The sequence below is a fragment of the Vibrio sp. 1F253 genome (assembly GCF_041439295.1).
GTDB lineage: Bacteria > Pseudomonadota > Gammaproteobacteria > Enterobacterales > Vibrionaceae > Vibrio > Vibrio tasmaniensis_A.
Genome location: NZ_JBGONU010000035.1, coordinates 1 through 25,421 on the forward strand (window position 1 = coordinate 1; position 25,421 = coordinate 25,421).

The following is a 25,421-nucleotide window of genomic DNA, read 5'->3' on the forward strand; positions in this document are numbered from 1 at the left end:
ATAAATACCCAGCAACTCGCTGCAAAAATCAGCTCGAAAGATCAACACGCCCTAATTATGGAAACTGAACTAAAAGAGCTTGAACTTCAAGAGCTTATGGCAACAAAAGATGTCATCGTGCTTACCAGCTCAGAAGTGGCTGCCGTATCTTGGCTGATAGAGTGCTATCAAGAGAACGCTGATATTCAGATTATCGAGAGCGCACACCAGCTAGATACTGAAGCGGTTTTGGCGCAATGCCGAAGCAGCCTGAGTGAAAATAAAAAGGTCATACTTACCGCGCAGTTTCGTAGCCAGCTCCCTATCATCAACATCGCTTCACTGTGTAATGAGAAGCGCAAGTCATTGATCAATATTGAGTTGTTAGGCTGGGATGAAGAGACTCGCCTTCCTCATTCTTATAGCAGTTTCTAGGTTATAAGAATTTCTAGCTTATAGCGGTTCCTAGTTAACCGCATTCGCTATATAGCAGCCGTTTTAGGTAGCAGACAATGTAAGCGCATTACTTCAAATGTCTGCCGCCATCTAGGTGTAAGGTTCTTCCTGTCATGTAGTGACTGGCCAACACAAACTTGATGCCATCGATTATTTCCTCAAAGCCCGCTTCTGTGGGAATCAGAGCTTTCTTCAGCGCTTTGGTTTTGTATGCCTCATCGTCATGTTCATTAAACTTAATCATGGCTGGAGAGAGGGTATTTACTTTCACCTTGGGAGCCAGCATCGCAGAAAACGACAAAGTCAGGTTGTTGAGTGCAGCTTTACTGGCCGCGTAAGCAATGTGTTTTTTACTGCCTTTTTCAGCAACGTAATCACTGATGTGGATGATGTCTGACGTTTTATCGCCAGACATCAGTTGGTCTTTGAGCGTTAAATTGAACAGATAAGGCACGGTAGCGTGAATCGTCATCATCTGGTGCATGATGTGTGATGCATTTTCACTGGGATCTTTCTTGCTCTCAGGTTTCCAGTCCGAAGCGTTGTGTATGACGGCTCTGAGTGTCTTATATTCTTGACCAACATAATCAAGAAAGCCCTCTAAGTTGCTTTGTTGATAAAAGTCTACTTGCTGCAAGTCGGCTCCATTGTCGCGCAACCGTTGCAGTTGAGGATAGTCGCTGCGGTAAGTGCCAACCACTTTGTATCCATCCGCTATAAGTTGCTGCGCCAATGCGAATCCGAGTCGCTTTCCCACGCCGGTTATCAATATCGTTTCACTCATCGTAAAAACTCAGCTCTGGTTTGAGGGTTAGTTTTGAAAATACCACCGAGAGCGGTTGTTGAGGTTTCAGAGTTTGCATCCATGACGCCTCTGGATTTAACGCAATAGTGCGTGGCTTTAATCGTCACGGCCACGTTTTCTGTCTCTACTAGAGTCTGTATCGCGACTAGGATTTGCTGAGTAAGGCGTTCTTGTACCTGAGGACGCTGAGCAAAGAATCGAACGATACGGTTTATTTTAGACAGCCCAAGAATCTTGTTTTCAGGTATATAAGCCACTTCCGCTAAACCATCGATGGTAATGAAGTGGTGTTCGCACGTCGACGTTAAATCGATATCCGATACCTTGACCATTTCATCAACCGACATTTTGTTTTCTATAACACTGATTTTCGGGAAGTTATCGTAATCGAGCCCTGAAAATATCTCATGGACGTACATCTTTGCAATGCGATGAGGTGTTTCAGCAAGGCTGTCATCGGTTAAATCCAGTCCAAGCGTACTGACCACTTCCGTCAACAGTCCTTTGATGCGGTTGTACTTCTGGTTGGGGTTCATTTCGCTCTCTGTCATTGGAGTTTCAAGTCCTCTTGCGAGCAAAGCTTCTCTTACTTTTTCGGCTTCTGTGTTCAGCATGACGCACTCCTTATGAAATATTGTCGCTGTCTGCTTCATAGCTAAGCGTGAGTGAAACGGAGTCGGCAAAACGTAGGGCATGAGGCTTATCAATTCTTACTTGAGCGTATCGTACCCATGGATGATCGATACAGATGCCGAGTACGTCGCTGGTCAATTTTTCCAAAAGCAGAAACCTTCCGGATTCGACATGTTGAATGATCTTCTTGCAGATGTTTTTGTAGTTAAGCGCGTTGTCCACATCATCAGAGAGGCAAAGGTTGTTCGCGGGGTAGTGGATTTCTGCGTTGATAACGATGTCTTGCTGCTTAGACTTTTCTTCTTCGTTGAAGCCGATGAAGGTTCTTAGTCTGAGGTTTGTAATAGTGATAATGGCGTTGTGATTCATAACAGTGTCCAATCCTTAGAAAGTGAAGTCAGTTACGTGCTTGTTTTAAGAAAAGATCAGTAAAGCTCAGGCGATTAAGAGTTCAGTCGTTCATTTTGCAGCCGTTCTTTTTTCAGTCATGGAAAGGCTAAGTGAAACTGAGCTCGAAAGGGATGGGTTCGGTTTTCTGGCTCAATTGATCAAAGCTTTCCCAGAGCTGCTGGAATGAGATGTCTAGAGTGGGGTGGCGTTCTTGCGCGGCAACATCGACTAACGGTCTGAGTACAAATGCGTATTCGGTGATTTCGCCTCTGGGTAGCTCTACGCCATCGATCATGCCTACTTGATTACCATAAAGAAGGATGTCGATATCCATCGTGCGTGAAGCATAGGCTTTGGTTTGATGCTTGCGATCATTCTCTGCTTCGATTTGATGTAGAACCTGAATCAGTTCGGCGACAGGAAGGTTACATTCAAACCCAACGACAAGGTTTAGGAAGTTGTCCCCCTCGAAACCGACAGGCTCGCAATCGTAGAAATTAGATATGTGCAGCGGTGCAAAGCGGTCATTCAATGCTTTGAGAGATTCTGTGACGTGGTGTTCGCGGTTAATGTTGCTTCCGATGCTGACATAGACGTTGGCCATAGTATTTCCTTCCTTTTAAGGAGCCTATACGTCCAACTCGCGAGGAAGATCAGCTATGTATCCTCTTAGAGGTTGGAGGACAAAAGAAAATACGGTTCTGCCGCAAATCGCGTCTGATAGTGATAGAATCCCCGCATCAGAATTATCGAGAATCTAGGTATTTATAGACAATGTTTATCCATCACGTTAACGGCATCGACTGGCTGGTGATTACAGCTTTTGAAGAACTGAAAACTATGTTTATCGAAGATGCAGGTCCAATCCCATCTTACTTCTCGACCGCCAGCGAATTGAGCCTGATTGATCAAGCCAAGCGCAGTTATGGATTTTTACCTAAACTCCGCGGTGTGATCACTGATACCGGCACGTATCAAAGTGAAAATCTTGAAGAAGATTTGAACCCACAGCTTGCGTGTATCGTTGAAGGGCGAGGTCGGGTGTTTATCTATCACGGCGACTATGTGGCTTTTGTCGATGACGAACAAACCTTCATTACCCGAATGGACTGAATATTATTCAGTGGGTTTGGAGCGGTTGATTGGTTAATAGAATAATGGGTTGCGAATAAGCTGCTCTGTAGATAAAACTAAGGCCTCGTGTGTGTGAGGCCTTAGTTTTGAGGCTGTTACAATAAACCGATCTCTAACGGGTAATTGGATAGAAGTGTTCTAGTCCATGACAATTAGAGTCGTTACTATCCTTACCAGATATCTTCGATTAAAGAGTCTTTAAGCTGCGCAGCTGCGGCAATGTTTTCTTTCGACATGTACTGTTTCACGTCGATTATCTCTTTCTCTGCATCCGAGTTTCCGTATTCCTGCGCGACTTCAAACCATGCTAGCGCTTTAACAAAATCGCTCCATGTACCGTGACCATTACGGTAGGCGTAACCAACGGAATATTGACCATAATCGTTGCCCTGCATTGCGGCGTGAGTGTAATACTCTAATGCTTTTTTTGCGTCTGTAGTTTTGAAACCACACGGTTTTTTGTATCGCGTAGAAGAGTAAATATCACCCATCTTCACATAAGAAAGTGTATGTTCATCTTCTTCAATGGCTTTGCTAAATAATTGCATCGCTTTAGAGCAACTCTTTTCAACGCCTTGTCCATTTAGGTAAGAAATACCCAAATTGTACATAGCACTTGCATCGCCTAAGTTAGCCGATTGCTCAAACCAATACGCAGATTTGGAGAAGTCTTGAGTGACACCTTGACCTTCATCGTATGAAAATGCGAGTTGATACATCGCGTCAGAATAACCCGCTTTTGCAGAAGCTAAGTAATAGTCGTTGCCTTTCTTCAGGTCGACAGGTGTACCTTCACCATCAAAATACATTACGCCTAATGAGTAGAGCACATAAGGGTCTTTGCTGGTTTCAGCTTTGTGGTACCAAGCCAGTGCTTTTTCGTATTGCTCTTCGTAGTAATAATTATCTGCCAAGGTAATCATCGCTTTCACCTCACCAGATTCCGCTACTTGATTCATGTACTCATATCCGCGTTGTAAGTTCTCTTCATACATTGAATCTTCAATTAAAAGGTTAGCAGCCTGCATTAGCAATTCGTTATCGCTAGACGTTTCTGCGTTCTTTAAAAGTGCGAGTTCTTCGCCTTCAAAAGCTTCTATCTCAAGATCGTATGCAAAAGTGCTAGCGGATAGCAGCAGCGACAGTGACGTTAAAAAAGTACAACTTTGTTTTATCATTTAAGCCATTTCTTATATTAGTAATGTTTCACATGAATATAACAAAACAGCTTTGAAAATAAAGGAAATTTCGGGGTATCGAAAACCGAATTCACGACAATGAGACCTAGGGCATCTCAATATACTGGAAGCAACCAAGACTGGTTAATAAACGTTGACCCAAGCGATTAACTCTATGGCTTAGGCGCGGAAACTAGGTGGCACTGACTCAGTAGCAATGGACAGAGCTCTATATGTGCCGATAATGATCTAGAGGTCTTTAAACCCAAGTTATCGTGACACTCATTACCTGACTGGCAGCTTGGTCTTTGTTTTTACCTGACCGAAGGCGAAGCTGGATTCAATCGAAGCAATATTGGGCAGGCGGGTTAATTGCTTGCGGATAAACTGCTCGTAGCTTTTTAGCGACTCGCTGACTACATGCAATAGGTAGTCGTGATTGCCCGTCATTAGAAAGCACTCTAACACTTCATCAATCACTTCGATGTGCTGTTCAAAGTCTCGCATGTTCTCTTCTGTCGGCTTTTCAAGTTTCACCAACACAAACACATTGACTGGCAGGCCACACGCTTCTTGGTCAACACTGGCGTGATAGCCGCGAATAATCCCTTGTTTCTCTAATGCTCGAACTCGGCGTAAGCAAGGAGAGGGCGACAGTGCTACTCGGTCGGCCAACTCTTGATTAGTCAGCCGAGCGTTGCTTTGCAGTTCAGCCAGTATTTTCTTATCGATCTCATCCATTGGCATATTCCATCAATATTGAATTTAGTTTGGCAATATTATTGCTCAAAGTGTATGTCTTACTTCGTAAATAGCAATTTTTAGCATCTGCACAAAGCTAAAATTAAAGGAGGAGCAACCAGCATGGAATGACTTAGGAACTATGAATACTTCAACTCAACTTAGCCCGCTGCGTAAAACTACCAAACACGAACAAGCAGAAGCCCTTGCCATTGAGCAAGCCAAGCATTTTGGTATCGACCCAAACAGTGATTACGGCGTCACGCTTATCGAACTGGCGACGACACTGTACAAAGCCAATACCAAGACACACGATCTTTGGGCATTGACGGTTGATGGCCTTTCAGAGCTCGATAAGAGCGACCGAATCGCTTGGTTTAACGCTAAACGTTTTTTGTCATTCCAGATCGCTAAGATCCTCGACAATCTGCAAAACCCAATGCGCGCCACTTACCAGTCTATTGCCACCAATAATGGTAATTTTGCATCCAAAGGTGCGTATCCTATCTTCGATAATGTCGCTGCTATTTTCTCTGCGAGCCCTGTGATTACACGTACCGCGACCTATTTGTTTGCGTGTACAGAATGGATTGAAGATGCGTTTAATGGTAAGGAGCCGCTGCACGATATTTACTCTCGACTGCTTAACCCAACATCGATTTCACTGGCTAACCACATGGTTGATATTGAGGCAGGCTCTAGAGCCAATGAGTACCTCGCATGGAACTTTAACTCGGGGATGGCCGCTATTGATGGGTTGTTGAGCCATCTACTTGGGTATGAAGACATTGTCTTAGCTTCACGCAATATCTACGGCGGTTCTTACCAACTGTTGGAAGATTGGTTTGGCAAGCCTTCGAACCTGAATGTCGCGGTAGAGTGGGTGGATGGTTACTCCGGGGATGAGTTTGCGACGCGACTTGATGAGGTTGCCGATAAATACGCAGATCGCATCGCTGCGGGTAAGAAAATCTACGTCTACCTAGAGTCACCGTGTAACCCGCATGGACACGTGTTAGATGTTGCTAGTATCAGTAAAGCAGGTCACTCTCGTGGTTGGGATGTGATTGTTGACTCGACAGTGGGCACGCCTTTATTACACCCAGTACTGAAACGTGATGATGTGATGGAAAGACCCGATTATGTTATTCACTCTTACACCAAAGAACTGGCGGGTTCTGGCACCACAACTGCTGGGGTTGTGATTGGCCGTAACGAGACCATGTTTATTCCAAAAGGAGAGGAGGTCACTTTCACCAAACCTAACGGCGATGAGGTCACCATTCCATGGAACGAAACGCTGTTTTGGAATGTGTACTACATTAAGGGCGCATTCCTAGACGCAGACAAAGCGTTTGAAGTGCTCAATGGTATGAAAACGTATGAGATGCGAGTGGTGCAAAAAACGATTAATACCCTGGCTCTGGCGAAGATCTTCGATGCCCACCCAGACATCAATGTGTCATGTCCAGCTTTGCCAGACAGCGATAACTATGAACACTGCCAGAACAACATGTACTTGGGTTTACCAGCGGCGCTTTTCACAATCGATATGGAAGGTAACGGCGACCGTGCACCAATCAATCGAGATGGGTTTAAACAGTTCTTCGACATGCTTGAGCCAGCAATCGGCATGCAAGTGAGCTTAGGGCAAACCAACACCGTGGCCTTGTGCCCAGCACTGACCACGCACTCAGAGCTCAGCGATGAAGCGTTAAATGAAGCAGGCATCAAGCCAACCACAATGCGTATCTCTATCGGCTTGGAAGATCCGCGAATGTTCATCGCTCACATTATCGAGGCCGCTAAATTGTCGATTGACCGCAAACACGCAGACTTCTCATCGAGTTTCCCGAGTGGTGAGAGTATCGATGAAATCTATATGCAAACCTATATGGATGTACACCAGAGGTTTGTGAAGAGCTTGCCGAAGTTTGAGCAACTTACTCAGTAAGCTGAGTTATTAAGGAAAGGTGACAATCACTTATTTGGTATACGGTGGCCACTGTTGTAGTCCAGTCATGACACTTAGGGGGATGTAAAAATGCCTGCTAAGTCAGCAGGCATTCATAGATGCTAATTTGCTTAGAAAGCTTAGGAATCTTTGGATGTTTTGGAAACTTCGTGTTGTTCAATCATGAAGGCAATGGCTTCATCGCTTAAACAAGATTTACTCACATATTGGCGCTGCTTTCCAATATGAAGGATAAAGCCGAGATCGGTCTGTTCAAGTTGGTCGATGTCACGCCAAGCGATAGTATTGGTGGCTTTACGGTTTTTATAACTCACACCATCAGTATCCCCTGAAAAGACCACTTTGCTGCCAGCACCTGAGCTAATTTTTTGTCGCCATAACCACCAGGTTCTCTTGCAATATACACTGAACGCTTCAATCACACTCAAAACGATAAAAAACCAGCCTACGTAGCCACTAGGTAACAGTTCAAACTCCAATAGAACCCAACCAAAAATAAGAAACAAAAATGCCTTTAAATAGGCTTTTGGAAATTGCGTCGGAAGGCTCGTTTGATCATAACACTCTGCAAAAAACGTTTTGTCGAGGGTGTATTCTGTGGTGAAACCGGGATCTTTAGGCATGTGTGGCTACTTTGTAGTTCTTTGTTGAGGCGCATTATATCGCTTCACGCTGGTTTGTCTTAGCGGTTTCAATCCTCTTTTGTAAATCAATAATACTGAATGTGCTTGTTCATGCCAGAGTCAGTTGTTATTTCAATTGATGTTAAATGATGTTGTTGAGGATTTACTTCTTAACTTAAGTATCCATTCTGTAAATCTTATTTCTCATACGATAGTTATTGGCATATGCCAGTAATGGGGCGTATTCTGAATTCCTGATCATCAATAACAGGAAGTTACTATGTTATACGCAATACCTTGTCGTGACCTTCATGTCGGCAACCATTTTGCCCGTTCTCCACAGATCGCGATTGTCGATGAGCAACAACAAATAAAGCATCTTATTCCTTTGGTTGAGTCAGACAGCCCGTGCAATAAGAAGAAGCAATGGATGTCCGTCGTTAAATCTTATGATGTGAAAGCTGTTGTGGTTCGTCACATCGGGAAGAAAATGCTGTCGCACTTGTTCAATCATGACGTTCGCGTTTTTACATCTAAAGGAAAAGCCGAAGTTACCACTCTGGATTTTAGCAATCTACAAGAAGTAAACGACCTCGATTATGGTCGCGAGTCGCGAAATAGCGGGTGTAGCAATAAAACGTGCGGCGAGAAAGGGCACAAAAAACAAGCTTCGATTTTAATGGCACAGCCTAATCAGCTAGGCGCTATTCGAGGGTTCCGTAAATGACCTTTTTGTTGACGCTATTGGGGTTTGTCGGAGTCGTTACACTGATGGCGATAGGCGTGATTTTTTCGCGCAAGCCAATCAAAGGCAGTTGTGGAGGACTCGCACAGTTAGACATTGAGCGCGAATGCAATTGCAAGGATGTGTGTGAAGGGCAAAGCCGAAAGTTGTATCAGATTACTGAGCCATCAAGCTAAGTATCAAGTTAAGTATCAAGAGTTCTCGCTCGCTGAGTTAAATAACTTCTGGCTAACACGTGAATTAACTGCCTTGAATCACCAACGCATGGCCGTTGACGATGCACTTGGCGACTTTGGCTCTTGCACGCTTGATGATGTTGCCGAACGTTTGGCGAGACACCTGCATCTGCTCGGCGGCTTCAAGCTGGCTCAATCCTTCTTGATCAGCCAAGCGTAAGGCTTCTAACTCTTCTAATAGCAATTCTTCTTTATGAAGCTCGTCCATAGGAACGCCATTAGGCTTAAAACATGAGTAAGCCGCACGGGTACATAATTGACGATGTTTTTTTGGTCGAGCCATATCAATCTCTAGGAATCTAAGGGTTCACAGGAATAAGGGTAAGTATGAAGGTTTTCATTCCTCACAACCATCGCCGTTGCCAAGTGTGCAGCCAAGGTTTTTTCACAGACAGCCCCATTTGTTTTGAAGCTGTTGGTGAAGGCGAGACTTTGGCTCAGTACGAAACGCTAGCTAAGCATGAAACGCCAGTTAAGCATGAAAATTTAACTAAGTATGAAGCTATAGCCAAGATTGTACCAACAGATAAAGCTGAGGGCTACGACGGTATTATGCAGGGGGGTATTGTTACTGCGTTACACGACAGCGCGATGTTGTATTGCTTGTTCCATAACAATATCAATGCGATGACGGTGAGTTTAACTTCTCGCTTTCACCATCCAATCGCCATTGGTCAGGAACTCGAAATTCGCGCTCAATGGGTGAAAAGCAGACGTAATCTTTATTTCCTCGAAAGCCAAATTACGCAGTGCGGGAAGTTATGTTCGTCGGCAAAGAGTCAGTTCATGTCAGCACCGCCTAGATTTGATCTGAACTAGAAGCTTTGTTCTTTTTGAAGTATTTGAACGTTGCCCAGACGGCATAAGCCGAAACACCTACGATCAACGCTGAGCGAAGTAGAATAGGTGCATCATGCTCAAGTTGACTAACATGCGGCACAATACTGGCGAACAATCGACTGGTAAAAAGCAGCCCCATTACTAACATAACAATTTTATTCATGTGACCTGCCGTTCAATAGGGTACGTTGCACAGAAACAGTTATGGGGTGGGCTACACGGCCAAAAAACTATTCTGCTCGAAATAAAATCATGCGCTTCTCAAGCTTGGTCGTCAACGCGATATCAGCTTAAAGCCAGTAAGCTAAAGTTTCGTTTTTGAAAGCGAGGGGGATTGCAAGTGAAGAGGGGATTGAAAGGGGGAAGAAGAGTGATCCGCTAGGGCTTGTTCTTCAAACTAAAATGCCACCGCAAATCTGCAGTGGCATTTGAATGACAACAAACCATCATGTAAATCTTTAATTACAGCTCTAACAGTTTGGCTAATTCACGCTCTTCGAGCAGCTCTTCAATGCGTTGACGAGCCTTAGGCCCTTCTGCTTGTGCTTTGGTTGACTTGCCGGCTTTTTTACTGCGGCTCGTTTTTGTTTTTTCCTTAGTTGTCATCGGTAACCTTCCTTGTATTTTCTATCTTACAGGTTGCATGTCTCTTTTAGTGCTTTACCTGCTTTAAATGCTGGTGTTTTTGACGCTGAGATTTGAATCTCTTCTCCAGTTCTTGGATTGCGACCAGTGCGAGCAGCGCGGCTATTCACTTTAAAGCTACCAAATCCAAGGATAGATACATCGTCGCCATTAGCAAGCGTAGTCGAGATGCCTTCAACGAGTGCATTGAGTGCTGTGCCTGCTTGCTCTTTTGAGATGTCAGCAGAAGTTGCGATGTGTTCAACTAATTGAGATTTGTTCATGTTTTAAATTCCTTGTCGAGTTCGTCTGGCGTTTGGTTTTTGCAAACTATTGGTTAAATATGACCAATATGAACTGAAGTTATGTCATTGCTAGGATTGAACTTTGTAAAGTAACAAACGAAGTTGATTATAAAAACATATCACGCCTCATTCAATGCAAATCATTGACTATTACTTGTTTTCGGCCAGTTATGGACAGTGAGTCATGAAAATGAACATCGTTTTGTTTAAATTAATTCATGATATCAATTGAAAGTTAATATTTTGCTGTATGTAGAACAGACAAAAAAGCCCAGCGTGTGTGCTGGGCTCATGCTTTTTTGAAGCAATCTGTTTTTTAAAGCAATCGAGTATTTGAAGCGGTTTTGTACTCGGAGCTAACGCAACGAAAATTATTTAGTAATAAAGATCTGTTCCGTTTTTAGCGAAGTCATCGAGCGAACTTGGCGCCAAATGTAGTAGAAGATACCTAACATCATCAACATACTTGGTATAGCGATGGCCGGGTAGCTGTAAAGTGTCAACTTACCCAATTCTTCATTAAAAGCTGCAGTACCTGCTGGGCTAGTCACAATCCAAGTCGCTAGAAAGTAGTTCATCGCAGAAGAAAATGCGAAGGTACTAGCGAATAGGTAGTTTGACTTCATTAGGCAACGATTAAACTCAGCTTGGTTACCAAACTGTCTTAAACGCTCTTCGATTAGAGATATGTTTAACAGTGCAGGCGTGAAGATAACTTTTTGGATAAACGGGTAGCGAGTGAAGGTTGAGCCAAGAACCGCTAAACCAATTAGGCCGGGTATTAATGCTTCTTTTAATGCTAACCAACGAGTGTCGAGTTCGAAGAAGCCGATACCGCCGGTTAATAGTACGCTGACAAAGCCAAGTGCCGCGATGAAGTTAAACTTCTTGTTGCGGACTAACTCCATACCACCGTAAGCAATAGGGAAGGCAAGCGCGACAAGTAGTGCTAAGCCAGTTCCTAGGTGTTCCTCTCCACTGAACTTCATTAAGATGAATGAAGGAAGAAAGACGTTAAATACGACTTCGAAAAGAGGACTCGATTTTTTGTTTTCTGTGCTGCTCATAATTTCTAAATACATTATATTATGGATTTATTCTCAGGGATTGTTGTTTACCTCGCTCAAGATGTAAAGCCTTAAGACGTCATGCTGTGTAACGACATGTGACATCAACGACATCTCTGAACTTATAGAACGCGTAATTCAACACTTTCGTGTCTGAGTTCTCGATTAACTTGGGGCTTATGGTGTGAAAGCAGTTGCTTGCTGAGTCAATTTATATGAACGCCATAGCTAAGCTTTCGCGTTTTTCTGCAGTGATCCACATTCATCAAGTTACCTAAGGCTGCAAACGCATATCCATATAATTGGAAACATGTATGCCAAGTTGCTTGTGATATTTTGGTTATGTTATAACATAACCAAAATATCACTCTTACTGAGAATAACGTTCGTATCGGTAAGAGGAAAACAACAAGCATGTATCAAGGAGATGACGTAATGAATGCCGTGTTAACGAAACCTGTGACAACCGATAATAATCAGCCACTTAACATTGGTTCTGCTGCAAGTATCAAGGTTCATGCGAATCATGCTCCATGCTATAGCGCTTCTGAGCAGCCAACGGTGCTGGCAGACATCTATCAAAGCAATGTCAATATTGCGATTTGGCAGCGTACATTTGATGAAGATTTAACAATGGCAATCAGTGAATTTATCGCCTTGAATCCAAACTTCAGTAAATCTATGAGCCTGTCTCCAGACAACGCCTATGAGAAATTGGAGTTTGCTACCGACGAAACCGCATCTAAAGCACTACTAGAAAACATGGTAGAGCTGGTGGATATGTTCTGTTGTTTGTTCGATCTTGAAGAAGTAGGGCTCCGTTTGGCGGTTCTGAATAAAGCGATGTGCCCGCGTTTCCATTTTGATCAAGTGCCTTGCCGCTTGGTGACAACTTATCATGGTGTTGCGACTCAATGGTTGCCAAACGACTTAGTCGATCGTTCTAAGCTAGGACGAGGAGCCAACGGACAGCCCGATTCTGCTTCAGGCTTATACACTCATGAATCTGATATTCAACAAATGGCGAGTGGAGATGTGGCGTTGTTGAAAGGAGAGAGTTGGAGTGGCAATGAAAATGCGGGTCTTGTGCACCGTTCTCCCGTTACTTCATCTGACGAGACACGATTATTGCTGACGTTAGATTTCGGCTAATAAGCTTTTTTATGAGATGAGATGAGATGAGATGAGATGAACAAGCGGCTAAGTGCAGCTTGCTCTTATTCGTTTAAGCGAATACGCGGATGCGGTGTCCGTCTGGATCAACAGCAAGGAAGTTGATGCCGTAAACGGACTCTTCTGGCACTTGCTCAAATTGGATGCCTTTTTCTTTCCATGCTTTATAGAGGTTCTCCAGTGTCTCTTTGTCAGCAAGAGGCATAGAAAGCTCAGTGCCACCACCCTTGATGCTACTTGCTGGGGTTAGAACATCTGCTTGCTTGAGTGTGATTTTAATATTGTCTGCAAAGTCTAGAACAGCAAAGGTCGGTGATAGAAGCTTTGGTTCGCAATCAAATGCTTTTGCATAAAAGCCCATGCTGCGATGAATGTCTGTGACATAAAGAACAAATGAATCAATGGTAAACATAATAGCTCCTGAACTGTTCAATTGGATTTGCCGTGTTGGTTTCAGTCAACTCGGCTTTTGTGTTGAGCCCGATTTGGGACCACAGCAATGTATCGAAACCCTGTGACAGTTTTTGTCAGTAGCGAATCACTTTATCTGCAATGCCTTCCATGCTCTGCCAATCTTTGATCAATTGATGACGCGTACGCTGATACTTTTCCTCAAGTATTGTCCATTCGGCAATCCTGTCGAGCCTGAAGTTACGATACGCACTTCGTACTTCACACCAAGCAACCAAAACATAGTGCTGTTCGAATAAGCCAATCAACATTGGCCAAACGATTCTTGAACTCACATTAGCTTTTGCGTCTGTGTAATGAATCTCAGCTTTGTTCTGTTGCTTAATCGCTAACTTGATATCTGACAGTTCGATGGATAACTCTGCGACTTCAATGATTGAAGCAACACGCAAAATATCTTCACTGTGTTTGGCCTGGTGGTCAGCAGGTAACACCGCAGAAATCTTAGCAATGGCATTTCTAGCCGATTCACTGAATTCCCCGTTGGCTTGCTTGGCGACCCATTCAGCACCAAGCCGTAACGCTTCCAATTCTTCCGTTGAAAACATCATCGGAGGGAGAGTGAAGGTCGGTTTCAACTGATAGCCAACTCCTGCTTCACCATCAATTTCAGCACCTTGTGCTTGCAGTGTCACGATATCGCGATAAATAGTGCGAGTACTTACATTGAGTTCTATCGCCAAGTAGTCGGCGGTAACTGGGTATTTATGGCAGCGTAATAGTTGGAGTAGGTCAAAGAGACGTTGGCTTCGGGACATAGAAAAACTCAGACGACAGAATGAACGATTAGATTAATGGATCAAAACTCGTAACGCTATTTAGGTTGTGAGAAATGGCGTGATCTGTGCCTTTACCAGTCCTAAAGTTTGACGCCTACCGTTGAACTTATTCTCGTTTCCAATTTGAAATTTAGAGTTCACCATTCTCTAAATCAATGGGTTACGATGCGTGCTCTTACTCACACATATGAATAATTCAACCGGTTAGCTGGTTTCTTAATTTATTTTAAAGCGTAAAATATATCCCGCTTGCAAACCGCTTTGGCAACCAATTTGTTCGCCACGGTTTTTTACTTCCAAATTATAGGTTTCCTATGTTCAAGAAACTCTCGCTTAAAAATAAGCTGGCGATCTCTGCCAGCATGGCCATTATCCTGGGGGGGATTTTGGTCGAGGTATTGTCTTTTCGTGCTTCATTGCAACGGTTAGATATTGAAGTTGAACAGCGCTTAGAAGGTGCATCAGCTTCTTACAATCAATATGTATCGGATTGGATCTTATCCAAAGAACGTGCGCTTACTTCACTTTCGAAGGAGTCAACACAAGAAAGCTTGGTGACTCACCTGAAGCAGGTTCGTGATTCAGGGGCGTTTGATAATGTGTTCTTAGCGTTCCCAGATGGCTCGCAAAAAAATGCGAATGGCGTAGTGTTGCCACCGGGCAATGATGATCCACGCGTATGGGGTTGGTACACCAATGCGGTTGCGAACCCAAGTAAGGTGTTCATGGATAACCCAACGGTTGCCGCGGCAACTGGGGCGAACGTTGTGTCGTTGGGTACTGCAATGCAACTGCATGGCCAGCAGGTCGTTTTAGGTGCTGATGTAGAAATTACCGACATTCTAAACAGCCTTGAAAAAGTGATTCTTCCAGGCGAAGGCTACATGTTTATCGCGACCAACAAAGGCACGGTTTACACGCACGCTGATACAAAGTTGCTGAATGAGAACATTAGCTCGCTAGGGCTAGATTTTTCTGATGTACAGAAGGCACTGACTAGCGGTAAAGACACGGCTATCGAGTTAAATGGCAGCGACTATGTTCTGTACGCACGTGCGATTGATGGTACAAGCCTGATTACTATCAGTGTTGTTAATCATGACTCTTTGGTTGCACCGTTATTTGATGCGGTGATCGGTCAAGTGTTGGTGACACTGTTGGTTGTGATTGTATGTACCATATTGTTTAACCTGCTGTGTACTATTCTGTTCCGTCCGTTGAACCATGTGTCTCAAGCACTGGCGCAGATCGCTAATGGTAGTGGTGATTTAACTCAGCGTATTCATGTTGAGAACCAAGATGAAGTAGGAGAACTAGCACAGAACTTCAACACTTTTGTAGGAAGTTTACAGCAGTTGATTGGTCATATTCGTGGGCAATCAGAGCAGCTTAACAGCCAGTCAGAGAAAAGTACTCAGCGAGCGAATCGTTCGGTGGATGAGCTTAATCATCAACAGCAAGAGATCACCATGGTGGCGACGGCTGTAACGGAAATGGCGAGTGCAACGCAAGAGATTGCATCGCATGCTGAGCAAACCGCAAAAGCGGCACAAGACTCTGCGACAAGCACTAATAGCGGTCACGCCCTGGTTGTCGATACTAAAGGTTCTATCAATAACCTCGCCAATGAAGTGAACGAGGCGGGCAACGTGATCAGCGAGCTAAACAAGCATGCTCAAGAGATTTCAACGGTACTTGCTACGATTCAAGGTATTGCAGAGCAAACTAACTTGCTTGCTTTGAATGCTGCGATTGAAGCGGCGCGTGCTGGTGAACAAGGTCGCGGTTTTGCTGTAGTTGCAGATGAAGTACGTGTGCTTTCTCAACGAACTCACTCTTCAACAGAAGAGATAAAGTCAACGATTGATGTTTTACAACGCACAACGGCTCAAGCGGTTGATCTTATGGAGAGCAGCTCGAAACTGGCAATACATTCCGTCGAAGATGCCGACCGAGCTTCACATGCGCTAGAAGAGATCAACACAGCGGTGGCTTTGATTAGTGATATGGCGACTCAAATTGCTACCGCAGCAGAAGAGCAAACGCACGTGACGGGTGAAATTACTCAGAACATTACGACCATTAAAGATGTTACCGACCACTTAGTTGTGGGCGCACAGGACAGCTTAACTGAGTCGAACGAACTTAAGAGCCAAGCCGCTGGTTTAAGTGACAAAGTGGCGACTTTTAAGCTTGCTTAACGGTTTCACTCACTGATGCCTGATCAGTGAGTGATTGTTAAGCAATAAGTCAAAGCGACGTAGATTACGTCGCTTTTTTTGTATCTGTGAACCATGCAATTCTCTATGAATCAGTTTCTGAAAACTCTCTAAGCGCGCTCATTGCTTCGTCTGCTTTCTCTTTCTGAACGAAGATATGGTCGTGGTAATAACCAGCAATTACGTTGGCGCTAATGCCGTATGAACCTAGCTTGGTGGCAAAAGCCGCTGTTAATCCAACCGCTTCAAGACTGGAGTGTACCGACAAAGTAACCAAGCTAAACACACCATCGAAATCGAGTTGAGCTTGGCGTGCGGCATCCTCAGTGAGCACCAAGGTTAAGCCTTCTTTTTCACGAAAGGTCGCGATTGGTTCGAGTTGAACATAATCTGCCAATCCCCCGTCTACAGTACAAAAAACATAATCACCTTCAATGAGCTCTGGTGACATGGACTTTAGCAGAATGTCTAAATCGGTAATGGCGGTCATCGTCTTTTTCCCTGCGTAATCGCGTTTGTTTATGGTGTTGGATCATGCAGCCAAGATAGAATTTAGTTCTGCATAAGTAAAATTAATAATACTTATTCCACATCAGTATTATTAATGTCGAGATTCCTTCCATCTTGATGGCATCGAACAAGTGCTGAGTGTTGAGATGGAGTGGCACTAAACTCATTATCTCGGCTGTGTTTTAGAACAGCCTGGAGATTGTGTGTTACATTTAAGTTGATACACAACTGGAGATATCGATGATCTGGCTTTCAGTGAAAGTACTACAGATTGGACTTGTCTATGGATACAGGAAGTATCAAAAAACGAAAAGAGCTCCTATGTAGGGGCTCTTTTTTTAGATGGCCTTTTCTTATTAAAGTGAGACTTTCTCTTGGAGTGAACAGTGTTGAAAGAAATGGCGTATTTGTCCGGTTTAATAGCCAGTACCTAAACTGATCCTGAAATTTCATATCATCAATAAGCGAATTTATGTTGAAAATCGAACCCATTACCCCTCACATCGGTGCTCGTATTCATGGAGTCAATCTCGCTACATGCAGTGCGACTGAACTTGATGAGGTTTATCTGGCGCTTCTAACTCATCAAGTGATTTTTCTGGATGATCAAACCCTTTCGCCAGAACAGCATTTGATGATTGCAGAGCGATTTGGACAACTCGAACCAGCACATCCATTTTTCCCTCGCGTCGAACATGCACCTCAAGTGAGTGTCATCGAAACAACCCGTGGTAATGCACCCATGGAAAGCTATTGGCATACGGATCTAACCTGGCGAAAATTGCCATCGAAAGCGTCGTTGTTGCATGCCCAACATATTCCAAGCACCGGTGGGGATACGATTTGGTGTTCGATGACGGCGGTTTTCGAGTCATTAGATGAAGACATGAAAGCAAAGCTGAGAGGGTTGTCTGCGACTCATTCGCTGGTGGCTTTCGAGGGAGTTGAGTCAGATCAGATAGAGCTTGATTGGCACAAATCACTACTTAAAACCGCGCAGAAAAATCCACCTGTAATCCATCCTGTTGTTCAGAGCCATCCGGAAACCGGTAAAGAAACACTTTATATCAATGAACAGTTTACTCGTTATATCAACGAGCTCGACCGACAAGATAGTGATGCTTTACTTTACCAACTGTTTGAAATTGCACGACGCCCTGAGTTTCAAGTCCGTTTCAAATGGGACAAGGGATCAATGGCTATTTGGGACAATAGGGTAACGCAACATTACGCGGTGATTGATTACGGCGATACTCCAAGAAAGATGCATCGCGTTACAGTGACATAATGCAAACGAAGAGGCGCAGCACTTGCTAAGGCGCGTTATTGGTGTAGGCGTGAGCGTATAAATCTGAATCACTTAGGGATGTTGTCTGAGTTAAAGTATGAAACCGAGACTTTATTCATCTAAGTCATAATAAAATCAAAAGCGTTGATACATATTTGATTGAAAGCTCACTGCTCTGAGGTGATGTGTAATATACTCAGCGGAAAACATAAGAACCAACATCAAATTTTAGACTTTGTAAACGTTAGGGCTTAGTAAATAAAGTATTTGTATGAACGCGATTCGTAAAGTTTATCAGTACGCAGAACCTAACCTAACCCTTGTGGGTTGGATGGGCTTTGTCGGTTTCCCTGCTTACTACATTGTATGGGAATTCTTGTTTCCGCAACCCTATGAAAATTTAGCCGTGCGTCTGTTTTGCTCGGTATTGTTCCTTGGGATTGTTGTTCGTAATCGTATTCCATTTGATTGGCGAAAGTACCTTCCGGCTTATTATCAAGTCGCTATTACCCTCTGCTTACCGTGTTTTTTCTTTTACATGCTGCTGATGAATAACTGGTCCAACGTATGGGTTATGTCTTTCATGTCGGCTATTTTCCTCCATATTCTATTAGTTCACGTCACTCGAGTGATGTTTGCACAAACCTTCGCCGGGATAGGGATTGCTACCTTGTGTGCATGGGTGGCACAAGGCTTCTACTTAGAGCTCACCATGGATTGGACGCATGTGCCAATCTTCTTATTTATCTATTTGTTCGGTAACTTATTTTACTTCCGTAATCAGGTGGAACATGAGAATAAGGTGTCATTGGCGAAATCTTTTGGAGCTGGTATCGCGCATGAGATGCGAAACCCACTAAGTGGTTTACTGACATCTATTGATGTTATGCAGTCCATATTGCCGAATCCGAAAAGTGGTGGCCACCAAGGGCAATACGCTTTGAGTAATGAAGAAGTTATACAGTTACGTGAAGTGGGTGATGAAGCGATGGAGATTATTCACTCAGGTAACGAGACGATTGATCTGCTATTGACTTCAATTGATGAAAACCGAGTATCTCGTTCTACGTTCAAGAAACATTCAGCTCAAGCGGTGGTGGAAGGGGCGATAGATAGCTTTAACTATAAGCGCTCAGCTGATAAATCAGCGATCTCTTTAGATGTACAAAGCAACTTTGACTTCTTGGGTAGTGATACCTTGTTGAAGTACGTGATGTATAACTTGTTCAAGAACGCATTCCATCATCGCAGCCCCGAAGATTTTCATATTCATGTCACCATGTGTAGTGATGACGTGACCAATCAAATTATGGTTACCGATAACGGAGCTGGTATTTCAAACGATGTCATTCGACGTATCTTCCAGGATTTTTACACCACCGGCCAATCAGGTAACTACGGCTTAGGTTTGCCATTTTGTCAGAAGGTAATGCGGTCGTTTGGTGGAGAGATTAAGTGTAAGTCTGAGGTGGAACAGTGGACGCAGTTCACGATGACTTTTCCATCTTTGACTTCTCACTCTGTGAACGAAATTAAGAGTGAGCTCACTAAGCTAAAGACAGTGTTGATGGTGAGTGACCAGAAAGTACTCTCTGATAAAATTACTGAGACATCACGTTTTATGGGGTTTGACCTCACCGTATTAGACGTTGTATCAGCACTTAAAAATAAGGAATATCAATTTGAGTTCGACTTGATTTTCGTTGATATGGAGAGCTTAGATTTAAGAGCCAATTACCTCGATAGAATTGAATCTTTGCTATCGTTCACTGAAGCGAGAATCATCTATTTGTATGAGCATCACCCCATTAAGCGTGTTCGCAACGTTGCTTTTGAACCGATTTGGGTGGAAACACAAGTTTGGCTACTGAATACCAAAGCCACCATCGAGCGCTTACTTTTCGATTCTAATTACGTGTTGCTATCGGTTGCTGTGAAACCACTAGAGGCGACTAATAAACGTACGATAATGGTGGTCGATGACAACGAATCTTTGCGCCGTTTTACCGCAATGTTGTTGGAAAAACAGGGCTTTGACGTTGTACAGAAAGAAGATGGCCAACAAGCGTTAGATGCTTTGGATACCGAGGATGTTGATTTGATTCTGATGGATATCGAAATGCCAATTATGGATGGTATTGAAGCTTCTCGTCGAATCCGCAGTGCTGCCAAAGAATACTCTACAGTGCCGATTATTGCTCACACAGGCGACAGTTCCCCAGTGACATTGGAAAAAATGGAATCGTCAGGCATGTCAGATTTTATTGTGAAGCCAGCAGATAAAACCCGACTGTTCGATAAAATTGCACACTGGATTTGATTTGTTGTACCGTCCGGTTATCCAGCTGAACTAGATGAATAGATGAATAGATGAATAGATGAATAGATGAATAGATGAATAGATGAACACAAGAAAGAGCTCAGCAATTCGCTGGGCTCTTTTTGTATCGCGACATGATAGCGTCTATTCAGTCCTGCCGTTTGTGTTAGTTATAGAATTGGTGTGTACAGAGTTATACGAACTCTAACTCTGGGTGATGGTACGCTTCGTGACAAACGGTGAGCACATGGTCAATGTCTCGTGGTGTCATATCGGCATTCACTGAAAATCGGATGATGTTCTTGTTCTTGCCCGTAGCGGGGCGGCAGAACACCGCACCGAACACATTCCGTTCTTCAAGGAAGTCGCGCACTCGCTCTGTATTTCTCTCATTGCCGCACTCCAACGCAACAATTTGAGACTCGCTGCGGATATTAAAGCCAATTCGTTTTAGACCCGTAGTCAGCGATTTAGCACGCAGGAACAGAGCTTGTCGTCTATCATCTGCACTTTTGATTACCTCTAATGTTTTCTCTAAACGGACCACCTCTTGTGGTAACACGGTCGAGCTGAAAATCGCGGGATAAGCAACAAACGGTAAGGTTTCTGAAAGCAGTTTTGGCCCAAGGATCGCGCCTGCACGATAAGCAAAGGTTTTAGCCAAACTTACGGTGATGAAGTCGACTTGGTTTGTAAGGCCCAATGCGTGAACTATGCCGGCACCATTTTCCCCATGCGTGCCCAATGAATGCGATTCATCAACGACGACGGCACAATCAAACTCCTGCGCCATTTCGTAGATGTCGCGTAGTGGGGCGATGGTCCCAATGGTACTGTAAACCGAATCGACCACAATAACGCCTGAGCCGTGGCGCTCTAACTGTTTACGCAGGTGATTCATATTGTTATGCATAAACGGGTGGGCGATGCCGCCAGCGGCACGAATGCCTTCCCATAGCGACATATGGGCAAAAAAGTCGATATACACCGATGTGTCCGGCGGGCAGATGGTTTGTAATAGTCCAATATTGGCCGCCCAACCTGACTGAGAAAGCAAACAGCTCTCCATTCCGACATAGTTCGCGAGCTCGGTTTCAAACGCAGGTTTAGACTCTTCATCTTGTAAAAAAATTGCAGACATCACTACGTTGTCATCGTGTTCGATAATCGCCGCTTGATGGGCGTCTTGGATCGGTTTGTTGTGTGACAGTGCTAAGTAATCATTGCTCTGCATCACGACGGCGTTGCGCTGAGGTCGTTTACCCAATACCAAGTGCTTTTGGCTTTGGTTCTGGGTAATGAGGTCTTGAATATAGAAGTTCAAGCGTTCTTCGATAAAGGAAGGTAGTGGTTTGTTTTTTGTTGTATCACTCATAATTATTCTCTTCAAATACGGGAAAACGCCAGCGCCGGCGGTTGTATATTGAAGTTAAAAAGTGATGTGTCATTAGCCAGTTTGCATAATTTTGTATGTGCTAGCAAACTCAGTATTTAAAGGTATCGAAGCGAGTCATTTTCCTTACGGTGCGGGGCTTTAACCTAGATCAGATTGGAATGATAGCCTTCTTTTTTATGATAAAAGGCTATTAAAATTTCGGTGTTCTAATGACCCTGAAAAAAGTCGATTCTGAAAAGCTTTGATGTCCTAGCTGCGTATTATGAACTGGCACGTATTATGAACTGGCACGTATTATGAACTGGCACGTATTAAGAACTGGAACGTATTAGCTATGAACGTGAATCAGTTCGATTAAGTCGTTCAATTCCTGCTTGGCTTTTCCCTCTAACGAGTAACCAATATTGATGCGTAAGCAATTGCTGTAAAGGTCATGAGTGCTAAACAGGTGCCCAAGCCTGATATCAATGTTGTGGTCGGCAACTGCCTGAGCAAAGCTTGATTGGTTCAAATTTGGTATTTGTAGCCAAAGTACCATGCCACCTTGTGGGTTACTTATCTTTACTCCTTGAGGAAGGTGCTGAGCCAAATAACTTAGGTATTGCTGGCGCAAAGAGAGAAGCTGAGTACACCTTCTTCTAACGTGTTTTGCGTATTGACCAGATTCGATAAAGTCAGCAACTGCAAGCTGAGTGGGTAGGGCGACGCCATAGCTTGCAGCAGAAAACTGAGCCTTGTATTCGTTAATGAACCTCCCTGGTAAGCACCATCCTAATCGGTAACTCGGTGACAAGCTTTTCGATATTGAACCACACCATAGTACATAGCCGCCTTTGTCGTAGTATTTCGCGGGGAGTGGAGTGTGTGAGGAATAAGAAAGTTCCAGATACACATCATCTTCAATGATCGGTACTTGATAGTGATTCGCTAATTCAGCAAGCTTTTGTTTTTGACTAGCCGACATGTTGATCCCTTGAGGGTTCATATGAGAGGTACAAAAAATCGCGGCATCCACTCGTTTATTCTTCAAATGTGCTTCTAATTGTTGCAAGTCGATACCGTCATCTAGAGATGGGATCTCGATGATTTGTCGCGACATCTTTCCGAGCAACTCCAGAATGCCGTTGAAACAAGGTGAACTAATCGCGATGGTGTCGCCTTCTTTGGTGCACGATTCAAGTGCAGCCTTAATCGCAGACATACAGCCTGCCGTAATCACCATCTCTTCAGGTGAAAAGTGTACATCGAGCTTGGCAAAGTGAGTGGATAATGCCTGACGTAACATTGGCTCACCTTGTGTATCTGGGTAATGGTTTAGCCTGCTGCTCATACGCCGAATAGCGCGGCGAAAACTGCGTTCCAGTTCAACAATCGACTGTTCATCATTGGCGGTGCTAGACACCCCTAAAGGTCCATTGATTGAGCTGTGAGTCGATGAGGTTAGCTTGACGCTCGACACTTTACTTTCAAACTGTGCCCACTCTGGGGTTGAACGAGCAGGTTTATGAGGAGAAACAAAATACCCTGCTTGCGGTCGAGAGTGTATCCAGCCTTGTGATTCCAGTTCTTGGTAGCAGCTCACCACGGTCGACATGCTGATGGCTTGTTGTTTAGCTAATTGACGCAGCGAAGGCATGCGTCCACCTTCGGGTCTTTTCCCCGTTTCAATCTCATCAATAAACTGATTGGCTAGCTTTCTGTAGATGCTCATGGTCACGACCGTTGTTAACTGTACTGGTTTTTATTGTAAAAATTGTATCTGTACTGGTTTTATTGATCAAGGGATACTCATTCAAAACAAAGGAGGGGTCAGTATGAAAAGAAATGATTTGTTGTTAGCGGTGTTCGTGATGGCAATTTGGGGATTCAATTTCTCGATGATCAAAATGGGTGTAACCAATGTTCATCCGTTGTTGGCAACCGCCGCGCGTTTCTCGCTAGCGGTGATTCCGGTGATATTTTTTGTAGCAAGACCGAATGTCGCGTGGCGTTATTTAGTTAGTTATGGCTTTGTGTTTGGTGTGGGCATCTGGGGCATGGCTTCATGGTCAATCACCGCTGGGCTCTCATCGGGGCTTTCGTCGGTGTTGCTTTCAACCAATGTGCTAATTGGTATGGCGGTTGGCGTGTGGGTTTTCAAAGAAAGTGCGTCGGTTCGCAAGTTAATGGGTGCGATGTTAGCGATGTGCGCGTTGGCGGTGCTGGTTTCCGCAGCAACGGGCAATGTCACTGTTAATGGCGTGATTCTTATTATGATCGCAGCGTGTAGTTGGACGTTAATGGGCGTGATTGTTAAAGCGTCTAAAACCACTCAGGCTTTTGCGTTTAACGTGTGGGGCATGCTATTTGCGCCAGTTCCATTAGTGTTGTTTGCGGTGATGCTGCACGGTGACCAAATTATTTGGCAGGCGATAGAACAATGGGATTGGAACGCAACGATTGCTGTGTTGTTTCAGGCTTACCCAACCACGCTATTCGGTTACTGGGTGTGGAATAAACTGTTAATTCAATATCCGTTAAGCACGACAGCGCCGTTAACCTTGCTAGTACCTATCTTCGCATTGATCAGTGGTTACTTTATGTATGACGAGGTGCTATCAGTCGCTCAAGTTGTGGCATCTGTACTGTTTCTAGTCGGTATAGGTTTGATAGTGAAGCCTGCTAAGACAACCGTAAGACCTCTTAGGGAAATAAAGACGATTGATTGAGCGTTTTCTAAAAACACAGCAGAATAGCATTGTCGAAAGGATTGACTAATTCGAATTAAATTCTGAAATGATACAAATATCATATTTAATAATGGTTACTTAGTAACCTCTGTTGAGTTTGATATCAAATCAAGTGGCTGATTTTATTGGGTATAGGATAGAGGTCTCAAAAATTATCTTTTAGAACACTAAAGTTTTAAATTCTTATTATGTTGTATTTTGCGGGATATAATATCACATCGTACCTGTTGGCTAGGTGTTTTTTAGCTATATATGTGACTTTGCAAGGGAGTTATCTTCCTGATTTGAAAGAATAATTAAATTGATGAGATAAAAAAGTTGGCGAAAATCAGAAGCTTGGCATACACTTTCCTTGTAAATGACCTTATCTCATTGATTGAATAGGGTAAATGCTTTGGCGCTACTGAAGATGGTAGCAATGTATAACATAGCTTTGAGGAAAGTTTTATGGCACTCACTAAAGCCGATTTGGCTGAGAACCTGTTTGAAACACTCGGATACAGCAAGCGGGATGCCAAGGAAACGGTTGAAGTGTTTTTCGAAGAAGTTCGTAAGGCACTTGAAAATGGCGAACAGGTAAAACTGTCTGGTTTTGGTAACTTTGATCTTCGTGAGAAAAACGAGCGACCTGGTCGTAACCCGAAAACTGGTGAAGACATTCCAATTTCTGCTCGACGTGTTGTTACTTTTAGACCGGGACAAAAACTAAAGGCCCGAGTCGAAAATATTAAAATCGAGAAGTAGCCAAGCAATAGACCACGCCTAGCGTGGTCTTTTTGTATCTACGTCTTATGCATCATTTGCT

General features: G+C 43.8%; 29 protein-coding genes. 12 read left to right on the forward strand and 17 right to left on the reverse strand.

The annotated features are described in order from the left end of the window. Positions 1-57 precede the first annotated feature (57 nt). On the forward strand, positions 58-414 hold the full coding sequence (locus ACED28_RS16225; RefSeq protein WP_371710284.1) for a hypothetical protein: 357 nt from the start codon (positions 58-60) through the stop codon (positions 412-414). Positions 415-502: 88 nt separating this feature from the next. On the opposite strand, the gene folM is transcribed toward ACED28_RS16225, so the two are convergent. The 4 genes from folM to folK form a co-directional block, all read right to left on the reverse strand. Then, entirely contained in the window at positions 503-1,219 is a 717-nt protein-coding gene (gene folM, locus ACED28_RS16230; RefSeq protein ID WP_371710254.1) for a dihydromonapterin reductase, read from the reverse strand. Next, on the reverse strand, positions 1,216-1,854 hold the full coding sequence (gene folE, locus ACED28_RS16235) for a GTP cyclohydrolase I FolE (protein ID WP_009846989.1): 639 nt from the start codon (positions 1,852-1,854) through the stop codon (positions 1,216-1,218). The genes folM and folE overlap by 4 nt, the downstream gene beginning before the upstream one ends. A gap of 10 nt (positions 1,855-1,864) precedes the next feature. After that, entirely contained in the window at positions 1,865-2,242 is a 378-nt protein-coding gene (gene folX / locus ACED28_RS16240; protein WP_371710255.1) for a dihydroneopterin triphosphate 2'-epimerase, read from the reverse strand. Positions 2,243-2,369: 127 nt separating this feature from the next. Next, positions 2,370-2,867, reverse strand: coding sequence for a 2-amino-4-hydroxy-6-hydroxymethyldihydropteridine diphosphokinase (folK, locus tag ACED28_RS16245; RefSeq protein ID WP_371710256.1), 498 nt, complete (start codon positions 2,865-2,867; stop codon positions 2,370-2,372). 170 nt (positions 2,868-3,037) lie between these two features. Between folK and ACED28_RS16250 the strand changes: the two genes are divergently transcribed. After that, positions 3,038-3,376, forward strand: coding sequence for a hypothetical protein (locus ACED28_RS16250; RefSeq protein WP_017109731.1), 339 nt, complete (start codon positions 3,038-3,040; stop codon positions 3,374-3,376). A gap of 191 nt (positions 3,377-3,567) precedes the next feature. Here the strand turns inward: ACED28_RS16250 and ACED28_RS16255 are convergent, their stop codons facing one another. Continuing rightward, a complete protein-coding gene (locus tag ACED28_RS16255; protein ID WP_009846981.1) occupies positions 3,568-4,575 on the reverse strand; it encodes a tetratricopeptide repeat protein in 1,008 nt (335 codons plus the stop codon). 285 nt (positions 4,576-4,860) lie between these two features. Next, entirely contained in the window at positions 4,861-5,316 is a 456-nt protein-coding gene (locus ACED28_RS16260; protein ID WP_012604166.1) for an Lrp/AsnC family transcriptional regulator, read from the reverse strand. Positions 5,317-5,458: 142 nt separating this feature from the next. Between ACED28_RS16260 and ACED28_RS16265 the strand changes: the two genes are divergently transcribed. After that, the gene (locus ACED28_RS16265) at positions 5,459-7,270 is read left to right on the forward strand and encodes a PLP-dependent transferase (protein WP_371710257.1); all 1,812 of its coding nucleotides are present in this window, start codon (positions 5,459-5,461) and stop codon (positions 7,268-7,270) included. Between the two features lie 140 nt (positions 7,271-7,410). Here ACED28_RS16265 and ACED28_RS16270 read toward each other — a convergent pair whose 3' ends face one another. Next, complete coding sequence (locus ACED28_RS16270) at positions 7,411-7,914, reverse strand: YcxB family protein (RefSeq protein WP_012604164.1); 504 nt, start codon at positions 7,912-7,914, stop codon at positions 7,411-7,413. Positions 7,915-8,194: 280 nt separating this feature from the next. On the opposite strand from ACED28_RS16270, the gene ACED28_RS16275 reads away from it, so the two are divergent. Together ACED28_RS16275 and nqrM are read left to right on the forward strand one after the other, a co-directional pair. Then, positions 8,195-8,641 carry a NifB/NifX family molybdenum-iron cluster-binding protein gene (locus ACED28_RS16275; RefSeq protein WP_371710258.1) on the forward strand — a complete coding sequence of 149 codons (447 nt, stop codon included), beginning with the start codon at positions 8,195-8,197 and terminating at the stop codon, positions 8,639-8,641. Continuing rightward, complete coding sequence (nqrM, locus tag ACED28_RS16280) at positions 8,638-8,835, forward strand: (Na+)-NQR maturation NqrM (protein ID WP_009846971.1); 198 nt, start codon at positions 8,638-8,640, stop codon at positions 8,833-8,835. The genes ACED28_RS16275 and nqrM overlap by 4 nt, the downstream gene beginning before the upstream one ends. 64 nt (positions 8,836-8,899) lie before the next feature. Here nqrM and ACED28_RS16285 read toward each other — a convergent pair whose 3' ends face one another. Next, a complete protein-coding gene (locus ACED28_RS16285) occupies positions 8,900-9,178 on the reverse strand; it encodes a DUF134 domain-containing protein (protein ID WP_009846970.1) in 279 nt (92 codons plus the stop codon). 44 nt (positions 9,179-9,222) lie between these two features. Here ACED28_RS16285 and ACED28_RS16290 point away from each other — a divergent pair, with 44 nt between their 5' ends. Continuing rightward, positions 9,223-9,714, forward strand: a complete 492-nt coding sequence (locus ACED28_RS16290) for a PaaI family thioesterase (RefSeq protein WP_371702390.1) — start codon at positions 9,223-9,225, stop codon at positions 9,712-9,714. Here ACED28_RS16290 and ACED28_RS16295 read toward each other — a convergent pair. The 4 genes from ACED28_RS16295 to ACED28_RS16310 form a co-directional block, all read right to left on the reverse strand. Beyond that, positions 9,695-9,898, reverse strand: a complete 204-nt coding sequence (locus ACED28_RS16295; RefSeq protein WP_371710259.1) for a hypothetical protein — start codon at positions 9,896-9,898, stop codon at positions 9,695-9,697. The two genes, ACED28_RS16290 and ACED28_RS16295, sit on opposite strands and share 20 nt — an antisense overlap. Before the next feature lie 299 nt (positions 9,899-10,197). Then, on the reverse strand, positions 10,198-10,341 hold the full coding sequence (locus tag ACED28_RS16300) for a hypothetical protein (protein WP_009846967.1): 144 nt from the start codon (positions 10,339-10,341) through the stop codon (positions 10,198-10,200). A gap of 26 nt (positions 10,342-10,367) precedes the next feature. Continuing rightward, a complete protein-coding gene (locus ACED28_RS16305; protein WP_009846966.1) occupies positions 10,368-10,643 on the reverse strand; it encodes an HU family DNA-binding protein in 276 nt (91 codons plus the stop codon). Between the two features lie 392 nt (positions 10,644-11,035). Further along, entirely contained in the window at positions 11,036-11,731 is a 696-nt protein-coding gene (locus ACED28_RS16310; RefSeq protein WP_371710260.1) for a VC0807 family protein, read from the reverse strand. Between the two features lie 435 nt (positions 11,732-12,166). Here ACED28_RS16310 and ACED28_RS16315 point away from each other — a divergent pair, with 435 nt between their 5' ends. Beyond that, a complete protein-coding gene (locus ACED28_RS16315; protein ID WP_371710285.1) occupies positions 12,167-12,883 on the forward strand; it encodes a DUF1826 domain-containing protein in 717 nt (238 codons plus the stop codon). Positions 12,884-12,956: 73 nt separating this feature from the next. Here ACED28_RS16315 and ACED28_RS16320 read toward each other — a convergent pair whose 3' ends face one another. Further along, positions 12,957-13,316: a VOC family protein gene (locus ACED28_RS16320; protein WP_371710261.1), complete on the reverse strand. Its 360-nt coding sequence runs from the start codon at positions 13,314-13,316 to the stop codon at positions 12,957-12,959. 115 nt (positions 13,317-13,431) lie between these two features. Continuing rightward, positions 13,432-14,133: a helix-turn-helix transcriptional regulator gene (locus tag ACED28_RS16325; protein WP_371710262.1), complete on the reverse strand. Its 702-nt coding sequence runs from the start codon at positions 14,131-14,133 to the stop codon at positions 13,432-13,434. Between the two features lie 335 nt (positions 14,134-14,468). Here ACED28_RS16325 and ACED28_RS16330 point away from each other — a divergent pair, with 335 nt between their 5' ends. Continuing rightward, complete coding sequence (locus tag ACED28_RS16330; protein WP_122046683.1) at positions 14,469-16,355, forward strand: methyl-accepting chemotaxis protein; 1,887 nt, start codon at positions 14,469-14,471, stop codon at positions 16,353-16,355. 103 nt (positions 16,356-16,458) lie between these two features. Here the strand turns inward: ACED28_RS16330 and ACED28_RS16335 are convergent, their stop codons facing one another. Beyond that, entirely contained in the window at positions 16,459-16,863 is a 405-nt protein-coding gene (locus tag ACED28_RS16335) for an ACT domain-containing protein (RefSeq protein WP_371710263.1), read from the reverse strand. Positions 16,864-17,355: 492 nt separating this feature from the next. On the opposite strand from ACED28_RS16335, the gene ACED28_RS16340 reads away from it, so the two are divergent. Both ACED28_RS16340 and ACED28_RS16345 read left to right on the forward strand, forming a co-directional pair. After that, positions 17,356-18,171, forward strand: coding sequence for a TauD/TfdA dioxygenase family protein (locus ACED28_RS16340; protein ID WP_371710264.1), 816 nt, complete (start codon positions 17,356-17,358; stop codon positions 18,169-18,171). Between the two features lie 271 nt (positions 18,172-18,442). Further along, positions 18,443-20,491 carry a response regulator gene (locus ACED28_RS16345; protein WP_371710265.1) on the forward strand — a complete coding sequence of 683 codons (2,049 nt, stop codon included), beginning with the start codon at positions 18,443-18,445 and terminating at the stop codon, positions 20,489-20,491. Positions 20,492-20,684: 193 nt separating this feature from the next. Here ACED28_RS16345 and cqsA read toward each other — a convergent pair whose 3' ends face one another. Together cqsA and ACED28_RS16355 are read right to left on the reverse strand one after the other, a co-directional pair. Beyond that, positions 20,685-21,866: an alpha-hydroxyketone-type quorum-sensing autoinducer synthase gene (gene cqsA / locus ACED28_RS16350; protein ID WP_371710266.1), complete on the reverse strand. Its 1,182-nt coding sequence runs from the start codon at positions 21,864-21,866 to the stop codon at positions 20,685-20,687. Positions 21,867-22,215: 349 nt separating this feature from the next. Further along, complete coding sequence (locus ACED28_RS16355) at positions 22,216-23,598, reverse strand: PLP-dependent aminotransferase family protein (RefSeq protein WP_135384424.1); 1,383 nt, start codon at positions 23,596-23,598, stop codon at positions 22,216-22,218. A 103-nt stretch (positions 23,599-23,701) separates the two neighbouring features. Between ACED28_RS16355 and ACED28_RS16360 the strand changes: the two genes are divergently transcribed. Further along, positions 23,702-24,595: an EamA family transporter gene (locus ACED28_RS16360; RefSeq protein ID WP_009846953.1), complete on the forward strand. Its 894-nt coding sequence runs from the start codon at positions 23,702-23,704 to the stop codon at positions 24,593-24,595. A 468-nt stretch (positions 24,596-25,063) separates the two neighbouring features. Further along, positions 25,064-25,360: an integration host factor subunit alpha gene (gene ihfA, locus ACED28_RS16365; RefSeq protein ID WP_004734853.1), complete on the forward strand. Its 297-nt coding sequence runs from the start codon at positions 25,064-25,066 to the stop codon at positions 25,358-25,360. Positions 25,361-25,421 lie beyond the last annotated feature (61 nt).

Excerpts from the sequence above, each read along its gene's own strand:
- ACED28_RS16270 (WP_012604164.1), bottom strand. The coding sequence starts at position 7,914 with ATGCCTAAAGATCCCGGTTTCACCACAGAATACACCCTCGACAAAACG.
- ACED28_RS16315 (WP_371710285.1), top strand. The coding sequence starts at position 12,167 with ATGAATGCCGTGTTAACGAAACCTGTGACAACCGATAATAATCAGCCA.
- ACED28_RS16290 (WP_371702390.1), top strand. The coding sequence starts at position 9,223 with ATGAAGGTTTTCATTCCTCACAACCATCGCCGTTGCCAAGTGTGCAGC.
- ACED28_RS16340 (WP_371710264.1), top strand. The coding sequence starts at position 17,356 with ATGTTGAAAATCGAACCCATTACCCCTCACATCGGTGCTCGTATTCAT.
- ACED28_RS16275 (WP_371710258.1), top strand. The coding sequence starts at position 8,195 with ATGTTATACGCAATACCTTGTCGTGACCTTCATGTCGGCAACCATTTT.
- ACED28_RS16300 (WP_009846967.1), bottom strand. The coding sequence starts at position 10,341 with ATGACAACTAAGGAAAAAACAAAAACGAGCCGCAGTAAAAAAGCCGGC.
- cqsA (WP_371710266.1), bottom strand. The coding sequence starts at position 21,866 with ATGAGTGATACAACAAAAAACAAACCACTACCTTCCTTTATCGAAGAA.
- ACED28_RS16265 (WP_371710257.1), top strand. The coding sequence starts at position 5,459 with ATGAATACTTCAACTCAACTTAGCCCGCTGCGTAAAACTACCAAACAC.
- ACED28_RS16335 (WP_371710263.1), bottom strand. The coding sequence starts at position 16,863 with ATGACCGCCATTACCGATTTAGACATTCTGCTAAAGTCCATGTCACCA.
- ACED28_RS16295 (WP_371710259.1), bottom strand. The coding sequence starts at position 9,898 with ATGAATAAAATTGTTATGTTAGTAATGGGGCTGCTTTTTACCAGTCGA.
- ACED28_RS16355 (WP_135384424.1), bottom strand. The coding sequence starts at position 23,598 with ATGAGCATCTACAGAAAGCTAGCCAATCAGTTTATTGATGAGATTGAA.
- ACED28_RS16320 (WP_371710261.1), bottom strand. The coding sequence starts at position 13,316 with ATGTTTACCATTGATTCATTTGTTCTTTATGTCACAGACATTCATCGC.
- ACED28_RS16305 (WP_009846966.1), bottom strand. The coding sequence starts at position 10,643 with ATGAACAAATCTCAATTAGTTGAACACATCGCAACTTCTGCTGACATC.
- folX (WP_371710255.1), bottom strand. The coding sequence starts at position 2,242 with ATGAATCACAACGCCATTATCACTATTACAAACCTCAGACTAAGAACC.
- folE (WP_009846989.1), bottom strand. The coding sequence starts at position 1,854 with ATGCTGAACACAGAAGCCGAAAAAGTAAGAGAAGCTTTGCTCGCAAGA.
- ACED28_RS16330 (WP_122046683.1), top strand. The coding sequence starts at position 14,469 with ATGTTCAAGAAACTCTCGCTTAAAAATAAGCTGGCGATCTCTGCCAGC.
- ACED28_RS16250 (WP_017109731.1), top strand. The coding sequence starts at position 3,038 with ATGTTTATCCATCACGTTAACGGCATCGACTGGCTGGTGATTACAGCT.
- ACED28_RS16345 (WP_371710265.1), top strand. The coding sequence starts at position 18,443 with ATGAACGCGATTCGTAAAGTTTATCAGTACGCAGAACCTAACCTAACC.
- ihfA (WP_004734853.1), top strand. The coding sequence starts at position 25,064 with ATGGCACTCACTAAAGCCGATTTGGCTGAGAACCTGTTTGAAACACTC.
- ACED28_RS16310 (WP_371710260.1), bottom strand. The coding sequence starts at position 11,731 with ATGAGCAGCACAGAAAACAAAAAATCGAGTCCTCTTTTCGAAGTCGTA.
- folM (WP_371710254.1), bottom strand. The coding sequence starts at position 1,219 with ATGAGTGAAACGATATTGATAACCGGCGTGGGAAAGCGACTCGGATTC.
- ACED28_RS16285 (WP_009846970.1), bottom strand. The coding sequence starts at position 9,178 with ATGGCTCGACCAAAAAAACATCGTCAATTATGTACCCGTGCGGCTTAC.
- ACED28_RS16225 (WP_371710284.1), top strand. The coding sequence starts at position 58 with ATGGAAACTGAACTAAAAGAGCTTGAACTTCAAGAGCTTATGGCAACA.
- folK (WP_371710256.1), bottom strand. The coding sequence starts at position 2,867 with ATGGCCAACGTCTATGTCAGCATCGGAAGCAACATTAACCGCGAACAC.
- nqrM (WP_009846971.1), top strand. The coding sequence starts at position 8,638 with ATGACCTTTTTGTTGACGCTATTGGGGTTTGTCGGAGTCGTTACACTG.
- ACED28_RS16260 (WP_012604166.1), bottom strand. The coding sequence starts at position 5,316 with ATGGATGAGATCGATAAGAAAATACTGGCTGAACTGCAAAGCAACGCT.
- ACED28_RS16325 (WP_371710262.1), bottom strand. The coding sequence starts at position 14,133 with ATGTCCCGAAGCCAACGTCTCTTTGACCTACTCCAACTATTACGCTGC.
- ACED28_RS16360 (WP_009846953.1), top strand. The coding sequence starts at position 23,702 with ATGAAAAGAAATGATTTGTTGTTAGCGGTGTTCGTGATGGCAATTTGG.
- ACED28_RS16255 (WP_009846981.1), bottom strand. The coding sequence starts at position 4,575 with ATGATAAAACAAAGTTGTACTTTTTTAACGTCACTGTCGCTGCTGCTA.